We start from the raw sequence: 12,748 nt of genomic DNA, 5'->3' as shown, positions 1-12,748 counted from the left end.
ATACAATAAAGTTAATTTCTCATACCACAACGCTTATTTACTCTTGTGTCGGTTCAACTGCCAATACTGTCGATTCAGATAAACATTAATGAAGCAGGTTATAAAAGTCGCTAACTTTCTTATCAACAAAACGCCAAACACCTATTTTTTTGATAAGGAATACAGTCATGAACATTATTACAAAAACAGTTATAGCACTGAGTTTAGCAAGCCACTTTAGTGCTCACGCCATTGACCTGCGGGTCGATAACATTCGTTTGTACCAAAGTAGTTCGCAAAGCTTTTCTGCGCCAAGTTCGCTGTATATTGATGAGGGCAAAATTGTAAGCATTACTAAAGCGACTGACCCACTACAAAACGCCGATAAAACAATTAATGCCAACAACCAATATGCAATACCTGGTTTAATTGATTTACATGTACATTTGGGTTCATCGGGTAGTAACTTTACTGAGTTTCAGTATTTGCCGGTTAAATCGCACTTTAATTCTAATTTGTATTTAGGCGTAACTAATATTGTTGATTTGTTTTCGTTTGAGCAAACCCTAAACGAAGCTGCGCAATTAAAAGCAGCCCAACTAACCCCTAACCTTTTTTATGCGGGTACTTTGTTTACCAACCCTGGCGGGCATGGCACGCAGTTTGGTGGCCAAGCATACGAAATTGCAAAAGATGAAGACATAGCAGCGCTGTGGCAAAAACATATAAGCACTAAGCCACATGTAACTAAAGCGGTTATTGAAACCTTTGGCGGTATAGGTAAATCGTTAACTGATAGCCAACTGGCGGAGCTAGGTAAGCGCTCTAAAGCCGCTAATTTACCGTATTTTGTGCATGTTTCTACATTAAATGATGGTAAACGTGCTATCAAAGCCGGTGCAACGGCTTTAGCGCACGGTATTAATAGCGAAGCGATTGACGATGAATTTATTACGCTAATGAAACAGCATAACGTAACTTACATTCCTACCCTCGCCGTGTACCACAATTATAGCGATGAAAAGCATAACCATACTATTAGCTCACAAAGCGAGTTACTAAAAACCATTCCTGAAAAGCTTCAAGGGTGTTTGTTTGAAAAGGTGCCTGCACCTTCAAAGTGGAAAGAGCACGCGTGGGATGAGCGTAAAACAGCTTATGCAAATATACAAAAGCTACATAAAGCTAATATAACTATAGGCACAGGCTCTGATGCCGGAAACCCTTACACGCTGCATGGTACGGGGTTACATAACGAGTTAGATGCGCTTAAAAAAGCAGGTTTAACTAATAGTGAAATAATTAATGCAGCCACAGTTAACGGCGCAAAAGCGATTAATAAAGCCGAGAGCATTGGCAAGTTGGCTAAAGGCTTTGAGGCAAGCTTTGTACTGCTTAAGCAAAACCCGCTTGATGATATAAACCACATTCACACTATCTCAGAGGTTTACAAATCAGGTATACAAGTAGACCGCTCAGCGCTTATTGCTCAAAACAAGGCTATTACACCACAAGGCCCTACCTGCAATGAAGAAGTTAAAAGCAGCCAAGCACAGCATACTATTGATGATTTTACCGGTGATACACCATGGCAAGCTATGAGCGATTCGGTAATGGGTGGGCAGTCTATTGCAACGCTTACCACGCATAAAAATAGCTTAACTATTGATACAACCATTACAAAGCCCACCAGCTTTGGTGCATGGGCAGGCGCTGAAATTAAGTTTTCGTCACCGGCTGATGCCTCAACATTTAAAGGTATTCGCTTAACCTATAAAGGCTCAACTACACCTTTTGCTATGTCTGTTTATCATAGTGATGTAAAAGATTGGGATCACTTTAGTGTACTTTTAAAACCACGCGATGAGTGGACCACGCTTGATATACCTTTCACTACATTTAAACAGTTTGGGTTTGGTAGCCCCGTTACGTGGTCGGCAACAGAATTAACAGGGGTTAACTTAATGTGGCGTAAAATGCCAGGCGCAAGCAACGAGCCGTTAAAAAATACATTACAAATCAAAGAGCTAACTTACTTGTAAATAAGTGACAGTCAAAACACAAACTCTTTGGGTTTTGACTGTTTTTTGTTATGGTTTAATCACTTACAAAAAGAAGCACCTATTATGCTCAAACATCCTTTTTACAAATACACCTTTTTTATTCTACTTATTGTTGATATTGCTTATGCCCTTGGGCTGATAATTGCTAACTCTGCGCCCTTAACAGGCGGCAGTGCACTCGCCGCAACCGTGTGGTTTGTTACTTTTTATTGGATTCCGGTATGGAGTGCGGCAGCCGTTATTTTTTACCTGCGCAATAAGCACATTAATAAAACAGCACTTGAATGGTTAATTGCTGTTGTATTTATGGCCCTCGGTAATGTGCTTACCGATGTATTACTGACACTGCTTTTTGATGGGCATAAATCAATGGGGATATTTGTTGTATTTAACGGCTTACTTTGGGGCTCGTGTATTTACCTTACCAGTATTTTTATTGAAAGCAAAAAACGCGTAACAGCCGAAAAACATGCGCTTAAACAAGCCCAACTTGCTACATTGCGATACCAGCTAAACCCTCATTTTATGTTTAATAGCTTAAATACAATTTCCGCTTACATACACACAAAACCCGATTTAGCCGATGAAGTACTGCATGAACTCGCTGATATTTTAAGGTACTCGCTTGATACCGCAGAGCAACAGCAAATACCTTTACAGCAAGAGCTTACCATAATAGAAAAGTACCTAAATATTGAAAAAGCACGCTTTGGCGATAAGCTTAAGGTTAATTACCACATTCCCAATACCCTTAAAAACAAAACGCTACCACCTCTACTTATTCAACCTATTATTGAAAATGCAATTAAGCACAATGCTAAACAAACTTCACTTACACTTAATATTACCCTGAGTGAAATGTCTAACGGGGTAAAAATTGTGATAAGCGACAACGGAAAAGGCTTTACTGACGATGTATTAAAATGTGGCTACGGAAAAGGTATAGGGATGAAAAACATTATGCTACGCGTTAATCAACTTGGACAAAGTAAAGTATTGCTCAGTAATGATAATGGTGCTGTTGTTACGCTGGAGCTAGCGTTATGAACAATATAAACCTGCCAAATAAAACGACTAAAATGCGCATACTGTTTGCCGATGACGAGCTTCCTGCTCGCGAAAAATTAAACCATCAATTAAGCTTAATGGAGCATGTTGACGTGGTAGGCATAGCCACAAATGGCAAAGAGGCCATTGCATTAATTAATGAGCTGACTCCTGATGTGGTATTGCTTGATATTCAAATGCCTGAAATTAATGGCCTTGAACTTATTGATTTACTTAACTACCAACCCATTATTATTTACACCACCGCGTACGACCAATTTGCGATTGAAGCATTTGAGCACGCCTCAACTGACTATTTACTCAAACCTTTTCCAATTGTACGATTAAAAAAAGCGTTAGCCAAAGCGCAGCAGCAATTAGAGCAACAACGAGCGCATACTCATGTAACTAGCTGCGCAGGTGAACCCGCTTTTACACTTACCGATAGTTCATTAAACAAACTAGTTAGTAAAAGTGGCGAGCGCATATTTTTACTTTCTCCAAGCGATATTAAATTTATTAAATCAGAGCAAGGAAATAGCTTAGCGTGGAATGGCGACACATTTCATCATTTAAGCGACACGCTCGATCAGCTTGAACACGCCCTAGCCATGCACAATTTTGTGCGTATTCATCGCAGTTATTTGGTTAATATTGACCACATAAAAGAAATACAGCGCTGGTTTAACGGCAAATTGATGGTGATTGTAAACGACGATGTAAAATCGGAGCTCAGCACCAGCAGAGCCGGTGCCGATAAGCTAAAACAATTACTGCATATTTAGGCTTATTTTAAAGTTAGCTACTGATCATTACTTGAGTAAACACTTAAAATAGGAAATTTATATTCAGCAAACGAGACAGTTACCGACTGCGTTTCGTTACCCTTAAAACTTAATTTAAAAGGTTGAGGAGGTAGTCGCGTTCCATCAGCGAACAAAGCCATTAAGTGGTCTTCGTTAAGCTCACGATTGCCCGTCGATAAATTAGTGAGTGTTATTACTGCCCAGCGTTCACCCTCGTTATTACTCATTAATATGTAATTTAAAACATTGAAGTCGCCTTTTTTAGGCGTGATGTTAGCATCGTTTGGAAATGCTAAATGCAAGCTATTAGGTATGGCTCTGTCTACGTTTATTACGTTCTCAGTATTTGCCAATACCGAAGACGACAGTATAACCAACATTAAAATCCATGCTTTAATCATATTAATAACCTCCTTCAAGCGTACTTATTGACGTTTGTATAGTCTACATAGTTAAGCATACTCTCAGCATTTACCTATTATGTAAACATACACAACAAATTCAATAATGCTCACTAAGCGCTCATTCAGGGTGGCTTGTGTAACCTTAGCTTTAATTTCACCTAATAAACATGGCGATTAAACGGAGACAATTACATGGCAACCACATTTAACAGTTCAGGCGCGATTGAACATTCGCAATTGGCTTTATTAAACACTGAGCACAGCATTCAAGTAAGAGGCGCACGTGTTCATAACTTAAAAAATGTGGATGTAAACCTGCCCCGTAATTCGCTTGTGGTGTTTACTGGTATATCGGGCTCGGGTAAATCATCGCTCGCCTTTGGAACATTATTTGCTGAATCGCAGCATCGTTACCTTGATTCGGTATCGCCTTATGCACGCAGGTTAATCGATCAGGTTGACGAACCCGACGTAGACTCAATTGAAGGACTGCCACCAGCAGTAGCAATGCAACAACAGCGCGGTGCGCCTTCTGTTCGTTCATCGGTTGGCAGCGTAACTACTATTTCTAACGCGCTGCGAATGCTTTACTCACGCGCTGGCGAATACCCTAAAGGGCAGAGCATTTTGTATGCCGATGCGTTTTCTCCAAATACCCCCGAAGGTGCATGCCCACAATGTTCGGGCATTGGCCGCACTTTTGAGGTAACCGAACAACTACTTGTGCCCGACAATACAAAAACGATACGCGAAGGCGCAATAGCAGCTTGGCCACCTGCATGGCAAGGTAAAAACTTAAGTCGCATACTGGTATCACTTGGTTACGACATCGACATACCATGGTATGAGTTGCCGCAAAAAGCACGCGATTGGATTTTATTTTCAGACGATACCCCCACTGTGCCTGTTTATCCAGACTACACTATTTTAGAGGTTAAAAACGCCATTAAAAATGGCGAAAAACCTCGCTATAAAGGTACTTTTACCAGTGCTAAGCGCTTTGTTCTTAAATCTTTTGCTACAACACAAAGTCCTCGTATTAAAAAACGAGTGTCGCAGTTTATGCAAATATCCCCATGCCCAAGCTGTAAAGGTAAAAAGCTTAAAAAAGAGTCGTTATCGGTTAAAATCGCAGGCCTTGATATAGGCGAAATTTCGCAGTTAACATTGAACGAACTTGCAGATAAATTAAGCATTGCCGCTAATCCACCTGCTAAAAGTAACGCTACAAACCCAGAAAAAGCCATCGTCGCTAAGCGTATTACAAGCGATATTATTAAACGTATAGAGTCACTGACTAAACTTGGCCTAGGGTATTTATCGCTTGAGCGCACCACCCCATCGTTATCACCAGGGGAGTTACAACGTTTGCGGCTAGCAACGCAACTTCGCTCAAAATTATTTGGTGTTGTGTATGTGTTAGATGAACCTTCGGCAGGTTTACACCCTGCCGATACACAAGCACTTTTAAGCGCATTAGATGAACTAATAGCCGCTGGTAACTCTGTATTTGTGGTTGAGCACGACGTAAGTGTTATTCGACATGCCGGCTGGGTAGTCGATGTTGGACCAAATGCGGGCTCCCATGGCGGTAACATAGTTTATAGCGGCCCCGTTGAGGGCTTAAAGCAAATTAGTAGCTCACACACTAGCCAGTATTTATTTAAAAATAACCAAACCCAGCAGGCACCCATACAAAACAAGCAACGCCAACCTAAAGCGTGGCTAGCGCTTAAAAATGTTGAACGTAATAACTTACAAAAGCTTAATGTAGAATTTCCGCTTGGGGTTATTACAAGTGTTACGGGAGTATCTGGTTCTGGTAAATCGAGCTTAGTAAGCCAAGCACTTGTTGACTTGGTATACGATGCACTTGGGCAAAAATCGCAACCACAAATGCCAACCGACGAAGCAGAGTTACTCGAGCAAGAGCTCAACGTAGCAACCGGCGGGCAAATAACTCAGGGCATTGAACACATAAAGCGCCTAATAACGGTTGATCAAAAAGCCATTGGCCGTACGCCTCGCTCAAACCTTGCAACGTACACGGGCTTATTCGATCAAGTACGTAAGCTATTTGCAAACACCACTGAGGCGAAAAAGCGAAAATACGATGCCGGTCGCTTTTCGTTTAATGTTAAAAAAGGCCGCTGCGAAAACTGTGAAGGCGTAGGCTTTGTAAGCGTAGAGCTGTTATTTTTACCCAGCGTGTATTCGCCTTGCCCTGTGTGTAATGGCAAGCGCTATAACCAAAAAACACTCGACATTACCTATAAAGAGAAAACCATTGCCGATGTTCTCAACTTAACCGTTGAGTCTGCGTATATATTTTTTACCGATGAACCCGCTATTTTGCGCGCGCTCAATGCGCTTTTACAAGTGGGCCTTGGCTATTTACGTTTAGGGCAACCTGCTACTGAACTTTCGGGCGGCGAGGCACAACGTATTAAACTTGCCACTGAACTACAACGTACACAGCGAGGCGATACGCTTTATATTTTAGATGAGCCAACCACAGGCCTACACCCAAAAGATGTAGCCATGCTAATGGCGCAGTTAAATGGCTTAGTTGATGCTGGTAACACCGTCATTATGGTTGAGCACGATATGCAAGTAGCCAGTAACAGTGATTGGGTTATTGATATTGGCCCAGGAGCCGGCGACGAAGGCGGGGTAATAGTTGCACAAGGAAAACCTGAAAGGGTCGCTGAGTCACAAAAAAGTAAAACGGCACCATTTTTAAAAGCGCAGTTAAATCACGCAGGTTCTAATTAAAAATTAATAGTCGTTATGCGCAAAATAATAAAGAGCCACGTGCTCTTTATTATTAATCTAAGGCTAACCAAACACCTACAAGCATCATTAAACTGCCTGCAATTCGGTTCATCCATTTAATATTATCGCCTCGGGCTAAAAACAAGCGTAGGCTTTTACCACCTGTTGCATACGCTAACATACTTACGAATTCGGTTATCATAATTACGCTAAGTAAAATAAATAACTGTGGCGCAACAGCCTGATCAACATTAATAAACGGCGGCAATAGTGAGATCATAAACGCCCATCCTTTTGGGTTAGCAACAGCGGTAATAAATCCTTGAGTAAAAAGCGACTGCCTACTTACATCACTTGGGCTATGTGTATTAACCGACATTTTACCTTTGGCGCGCCACATATTTATACCTATGTAAATTAAGTAGGCACCACCGACCCATTTTAAAATAGCGAACGCATCAGGGTAATTTAGCATGACACTTGCAACCCCAAGTACCGCCGCAATAGCTACACTAGCAACTCCCAATAACTCACCTATCATCATCCACAAGGTGCGGCGCACACCGATGCTCATACCTAATGTCATGGCAAGCGTCATACACATACCGGGCGTTATCGACACAAAAAAGAACGTAGGAATAAAAACTGCCAGTGCTGCTACATCAATCATTAATTTACTCTCGTATTCATAACAAAAACGCGGCTATAAGTAGCCGCGCTGTTGCTTACCTATGTGTATTGTTATTGCTGGGTATTAACAGCAGGCTCGCTAACGACCTCTACTGGCTGTGGTGTATCATTTAACAAATACTTATCTAGCCACTGCTCTTGCTCCCACAATACATGTAATAAGCTTTTACGTGCGCGGTAGCCATGAGCTTCGTAAGGCAGCATAACTAAACGGGCATCTTTTCCTAAGCCTTTAAGCGCGGCATACATGCGCTCACTTTGCATTGGAAAAGTGCCTGAATTAGGATCCTCTTTACCGTGTATCATGAGCATTGGCTCATTGATTTTTTCGGAGTGAAAAAACGGCGACATATTAGCGTATACACTTTGCGCCTGCCAAAAATCACGTTCTTCCCCCTGAAAACCAAACGGTGTTAACGTACGGTTATACGCACCACTTCGAGCAATACCTGTTTTAAATAAATCACTATGCGCCAATAAGTTAGCCACCATAAATGCACCGTATGAATGCCCTGCTATGGCTATTTTGTCTTTATCAGCAATCCCTTTATTAACTAACACATCTACCGCAGCTTGCGCGCTTGCTACAAGTTGTGTTCTAAAGTTATCGTTTGGCTCGCTGCCATCAATACCAACAATGGGCATTTTAGGATCGTCAAACACGGCAATACCTTTGGCAAGGTACGGCATTGGGCCCCAGTAACCAATATACGTAAACTCGTAAGGCGACTCGCGAACTTGCGACGCTACGGCTTTGTCTTTGTATTCAAGCGGGTAAGCCCACATAAGCACAGGCAAAGTGCCTTGTGTTTTGTCGTACCCTGGTGGTAAATATAACGTGCCAGAAAGCTCAACACCGTCGTCGCGCGTGTAACGCACTTGTTCTTTTGTTACACCTTTAAAAGCAGGGTATGGGTGTTCAAATTGCGTTAGTTGGGTTAACGAATCGTCATCTAAATCACGAATAAAAAAGTTAGGCTGCTCAGTTTTAGACTCACGAACAGTAATAAAGCGTTCGCCTTCGTCATCAAGCAGCGCCCTTACACGCTCGTAATAAGGCGCTTTAGATTGCCATAAACGCTTGCTACTATTTGTTTTTACATCGTACCTGTCTAAAAACGGGATGTTACCTTGTTCTGACGCGCCATTGCCGCGCAGGTAAATATAACGCCCACCAACCACTTTAATTACATTAGCGCCTAAATCGTTACGCTCGTAAATAGCATTACCGGGATCTTTATAAGCATCGTTATAACTGCGCTCCGAAAACAGCACACGGTTACTATCGGCATTACGTGGCTGAATAACATACGTACGCAATTGACGGTCGCTAAAGCGCCAATCGCTCAGCATAGCAATGTCGTTATTAGCCCACTCCATACCCGCATAACGACGTTCTACTTTTGCAAATAACTTTGGCTCGCGTTTAAACGGCGCACGTAAGCTATAAATGTAATCATGGTGCGGCACGTCAGTTTTCATGTCGCCGCCATCTTGCGCTTCTGCCCAAATAACTTCAGCACCCTGATCTGCTCGCCATTCAAAATTACGTCTTCCTGTACGCACACTGTCGTAACCTTGTGGAATATTATCGGCCAAAGGTTGCTTAGCAAGCTCGGCTAATGCAAAACCGCGCATACCCCATATTTGCCACGTTGTCGCAAAGCGGCTGTAAGGCACTTGATACGAAAACGGCTCGTTAATTCCCGCCACCAAAATATTAGTCGAGTCGGGCGACACCGAAAACGATTTAAAAAGTGCTGGACTGCCAATAGCTTGGGCTTTTCCATCAAGGGTAATGTAAGCCAACTGGCCTTGGCCAAAAAACTTAAATTGAGCTTCATCAAATGGGCTCGTTAATAAATTTTGATACGTGCGTGCGGGGGCTTTTTCGCCAGTGCTTTGCTGAATAACTGGCACAACATTTTGACTGTTGTTTTCTAGCCGTGGTTTACCAACATTTACAGCTAGGTTTGCAATAATGGCTGTGCTGTCTGGTAACCATTGGTATGGCGATGCCGTTAAAACTGAATTTAACGCAGCACTCGATAGCATTTTTGCTTGTTTACTTTCAACACTATAAAGCCATAAATTTGCTTCATTTGTTTGTTCAACAATAAACGCTAAGTATTTGCTATTAGAGGACCACTTAGGCGAGCGAATAATACCATTTGGTAAGTTATTAATATTAATAACAGTACCACTTTGCACATGTTTAAGTTCTACAGCACTAAAATTTGCGCGCACCCGTGTGCGTGAAAAATTAGCCGGGTTTAGTTTAATCCCCGCAAGCTTTAACTCTTCAATTGCAAGCTCATCAAGCGATACAACACGCCTGCGTTCAAATAGCGCAAGCCACTGACCATCACTTGATAAGTAACTTGTGGGCGCCAATTTAGCATCTACCACTGCCGCTAAATCAGGCGAAGGAGTTTGGTAGCCCTGCTCTGCATGACTAAATGGTAGTAATACAACACAACAAATAAAGGCAACTAACAGCCTAAAAGCGTTCATGTTTTTATCCTTTTGTTATTTTTTACACAATTAAGTGTATATAAACACGTTTTGCTTTGTTCATAAAGCATTAAGGTGGCTCAACACATGGCAAAAGATGACTTAACAGCCCAGTTTAAGCTACACTAACGCGTTTTTAATTTATCACTGCGACAAACACAACTATGCATAACAAAGCTAAATCTGTCACAATTTTTGATGTTGCCGACCTTGCAGGTGTGTCTAAGTCAACGGTGTCTTTGGTGCTGACTCAAAGTAAAAAAGTCAGTGATAAAAGCAAACAAAAAGTATTAAAAGCAATTGATGAGTTAGGCTACGTTTATAATCGCGATGCCGCAGCTATGCGCTCAAAGCGCTCTAATTTAATCGCTGTGGTTATAAATGATTTAACTGACCCTGTTATGGCACAGTTGGCCACCGAGCTTGAGCTAATATTAAACAATGAAGGTTTTCAGGCCGTTATTGTTAGCAGTAACAATAACGTTGAGCAGCAAACACAGGCAATTAATAAACTAAAAGAATACAACGCCGCCGGATTTATAATTTGCCCTGTGACTAATACATGCACCCAATGGTTAGACACATTAAGTTCTCAGCATAGCGTTGTTACGTTAATGCAAGAGCTTGCATTTAGTAATGCACCTTGTGTGTTACCTGACTACAAAAAAGCTAGCCATATAGTTAGCATGCATTTACTTTCTCAAGGGGTTACAAACATTGCGTTTATAGGCAGCAATTTACAATTAAGCAGCTGCTTAACACTTCAACATGGCTTTAATACCGCATGTGCCCAACACAGTATATCGCCACTAAACGCAATCGAATGTGGTGAAAATTCCGCTCTTAGTGCCAAAAATGCTTTTGCACAGGCTTACAAAAGCAACCCTGCTATTAACGCCATTGTGTGTGCGAATGACATTATCGCCCACGGCGTGCTAGCAAGCATTAACACATTAGGCTTAGCAGCTAATCAACGCATTAAAGTAGTAAGCTGTCAGCAAGTTAAAAATAGCGCCTTACTTGACGATACATTAACGAGTGTTGCAATCAGCACGCATGAAATCGCGAAGCGTTGCCTTTTAGTGCTACAAGAACTATTACAAAATACAGCCCCACCGGTTAAAACACTGGTAAATGTTAACTTACAAATTAAAGAGTCTAGCCAATGAAAAAAGTGCTGGTAATTGGCTACGTATGGCCAGAGCCCAACTCATCCGCTGCGGGTACGCACATGATGTCATTATTGAACGCATTTACAGCACAAAACTGGCAAGTGGAGTTTGCTACTCCCGCTCAACGCACAGAGCACATGGTAAACCTTGACGACTTTGGTATAACAAGCCAAAGCATTGCCCTTAATTGCGAAAGCTTTGACGAATACGTTAAAGCCTATAACCCCGATATTGTAATGTTTGACCGATTTATGATGGAAGAACAATTTGGTTGGCGCGTTGATAAGCATTGCCCCAATGCCATTAAGATTCTCGATACCGAAGATTTACAGTGCCTGCGAAACGCACGCCATGAAGCGCACAAAGGCGAGCGTGAATTTACAACCAGCGATTTACATTCAGACATAGCTAAACGCGAAATAGCAGCTATTTTGCGTTGCGACCTAAGCCTAATTATTTCAAGCTACGAAATGGAATTACTCAATAGCGTATTTAAGGTCGAACCAAGCTTATTACACCATTTACCGTTTATGGTCGATTTAACCTCGTTGCCCGAAACCATAAAAAGCTTTGATGAACGTCAGCACTTTATGACGATAGGTAATTTTAGGCATGCGCCAAACTGGGACGCAGTACTTTACTTACAAAAAATATGGCCGCTTATTCGCAAGCAATTACCCAAAGCTGAGCTACATATTTATGGCTCTTACCCGCCACCTAAAGCCACTGCGCTTAACAACCCAAAAACCGGGTTTTTAATAAAAGGTTGGGCCGATAACGCCTTTGATGTAATGCAAAGTGCGCGCGTATGTTTAGCTCCTCTGAGGTTTGGCGCTGGTATTAAAGGTAAATTACTTGAAGCCATGATAATGCAAACACCCAGCGTTACCACCAGTATTGGTGTAGAGGGCATGCACAACGATTTACCTTGGTCTGGTAAAGTGGCTAATAATACCGAAGACTTTGCAAATGCAGCCGTTGAACTTTATACCAATGAAACCGATTTTAAACATGCCCAGCAAGCTGGCAATACGCTACTTAACACCGTATACGACAAAGTAAAATTGAGCGCGGCACTCATTAATAAAATAGATGCAATAGGCAGCGATTTAAGCACGCATCGTGAAAAAAACTTTACCGGACAAATGCTCAAACATCACACAATGCGAAGCACACAATACATGGCGCAATGGATAGCGGAGAAAAATAAAAAATTAGATTAAAAATGACTAGACACACACCAATTAGTCTTTAAAATCGCGCCCATTACATATGGGCGTTTTAGCCTATACTTTTAG

Annotated in this window: 9 protein-coding genes; 6 read left to right on the top strand and 3 right to left on the bottom strand. The window is 41.8% G+C overall.

What is annotated here, in order from left to right; all coding sequences use genetic code 11:
• Window positions 1-167: 167 nt before the first annotated feature.
• Genes P20480_RS09075 through P20480_RS09085 form a run of 3 tightly spaced genes read left to right on the top strand, consistent with a single transcriptional unit; the run spans window position 168 to window position 3,874 of the window.
• Window positions 168-2,021, top strand: coding sequence for a CIA30 family protein (locus P20480_RS09075; protein WP_008129691.1), 1,854 nt, complete (start codon window positions 168-170; stop codon window positions 2,019-2,021).
• 27 nt (window positions 2,022-2,048) lie between these two features.
• Entirely contained in the window at window positions 2,049-3,089 is a 1,041-nt protein-coding gene (locus tag P20480_RS09080) for a sensor histidine kinase (RefSeq protein ID WP_033025451.1), read from the top strand.
• Window positions 3,086-3,874 (top strand): LytR/AlgR family response regulator transcription factor, encoded by a 789-nt coding sequence (locus P20480_RS09085; RefSeq protein ID WP_008129689.1) that lies wholly within the window; start codon window positions 3,086-3,088, stop codon window positions 3,872-3,874. Before P20480_RS09080 ends, P20480_RS09085 begins: the two co-directional genes overlap by 4 nt.
• Before the next feature lie 17 nt (window positions 3,875-3,891).
• On the opposite strand, the gene P20480_RS09090 is transcribed toward P20480_RS09085, so the two are convergent.
• Entirely contained in the window at window positions 3,892-4,296 is a 405-nt protein-coding gene (locus P20480_RS09090; RefSeq protein ID WP_008129688.1) for a hypothetical protein, read from the bottom strand.
• Window positions 4,297-4,491: 195 nt separating this feature from the next.
• Here P20480_RS09090 and uvrA point away from each other — a divergent pair, with 195 nt between their 5' ends.
• A complete protein-coding gene (gene uvrA / locus P20480_RS09095; protein ID WP_008129687.1) occupies window positions 4,492-7,074 on the top strand; it encodes an excinuclease ABC subunit UvrA in 2,583 nt (860 codons plus the stop codon).
• A gap of 52 nt (window positions 7,075-7,126) precedes the next feature.
• On the opposite strand, the gene P20480_RS09100 is transcribed toward uvrA, so the two are convergent.
• Both P20480_RS09100 and P20480_RS09105 read right to left on the bottom strand, forming a co-directional pair.
• Complete coding sequence (locus P20480_RS09100; RefSeq protein WP_008129686.1) at window positions 7,127-7,744, bottom strand: LysE family translocator; 618 nt, start codon at window positions 7,742-7,744, stop codon at window positions 7,127-7,129.
• A gap of 71 nt (window positions 7,745-7,815) precedes the next feature.
• Window positions 7,816-10,278, bottom strand: a complete 2,463-nt coding sequence (locus tag P20480_RS09105; RefSeq protein WP_008129685.1) for an alpha/beta hydrolase family protein — start codon at window positions 10,276-10,278, stop codon at window positions 7,816-7,818.
• A gap of 164 nt (window positions 10,279-10,442) precedes the next feature.
• Between P20480_RS09105 and P20480_RS09110 the strand changes: the two genes are divergently transcribed.
• Both P20480_RS09110 and P20480_RS09115 read left to right on the top strand, forming a co-directional pair.
• Complete coding sequence (locus P20480_RS09110) at window positions 10,443-11,447, top strand: LacI family DNA-binding transcriptional regulator (protein WP_006792661.1); 1,005 nt, start codon at window positions 10,443-10,445, stop codon at window positions 11,445-11,447.
• Window positions 11,444-12,673 (top strand): glycosyltransferase, encoded by a 1,230-nt coding sequence (locus tag P20480_RS09115; RefSeq protein ID WP_008129684.1) that lies wholly within the window; start codon window positions 11,444-11,446, stop codon window positions 12,671-12,673. Before P20480_RS09110 ends, P20480_RS09115 begins: the two co-directional genes overlap by 4 nt.
• Window positions 12,674-12,748: the final 75 nt, after the last annotated feature.

This window comes from Pseudoalteromonas sp. BSi20480, from assembly GCF_000241365.1.
GTDB lineage: Bacteria > Pseudomonadota > Gammaproteobacteria > Enterobacterales > Alteromonadaceae > Pseudoalteromonas > Pseudoalteromonas marina.
Note: the sequence above shows the minus strand (reverse complement) of the source record. Positions and strands in the feature narration are given on the sequence as shown.

Bases quoted from the DNA above. Each gene is read 5' to 3' on its own strand.
- P20480_RS09115 (WP_008129684.1), top strand. From the start codon at position 11,444: ATGAAAAAAGTGCTGGTAATTGGCTACGTATGGCCAGAGCCCAACTCA.
- P20480_RS09085 (WP_008129689.1), top strand. From the start codon at position 3,086: ATGAACAATATAAACCTGCCAAATAAAACGACTAAAATGCGCATACTG.
- P20480_RS09090 (WP_008129688.1), bottom strand. From the start codon at position 4,296: ATGATTAAAGCATGGATTTTAATGTTGGTTATACTGTCGTCTTCGGTA.
- P20480_RS09110 (WP_006792661.1), top strand. From the start codon at position 10,443: ATGCATAACAAAGCTAAATCTGTCACAATTTTTGATGTTGCCGACCTT.
- P20480_RS09100 (WP_008129686.1), bottom strand. From the start codon at position 7,744: ATGATTGATGTAGCAGCACTGGCAGTTTTTATTCCTACGTTCTTTTTT.
- P20480_RS09105 (WP_008129685.1), bottom strand. From the start codon at position 10,278: ATGAACGCTTTTAGGCTGTTAGTTGCCTTTATTTGTTGTGTTGTATTA.
- uvrA (WP_008129687.1), top strand. From the start codon at position 4,492: ATGGCAACCACATTTAACAGTTCAGGCGCGATTGAACATTCGCAATTG.
- P20480_RS09075 (WP_008129691.1), top strand. From the start codon at position 168: ATGAACATTATTACAAAAACAGTTATAGCACTGAGTTTAGCAAGCCAC.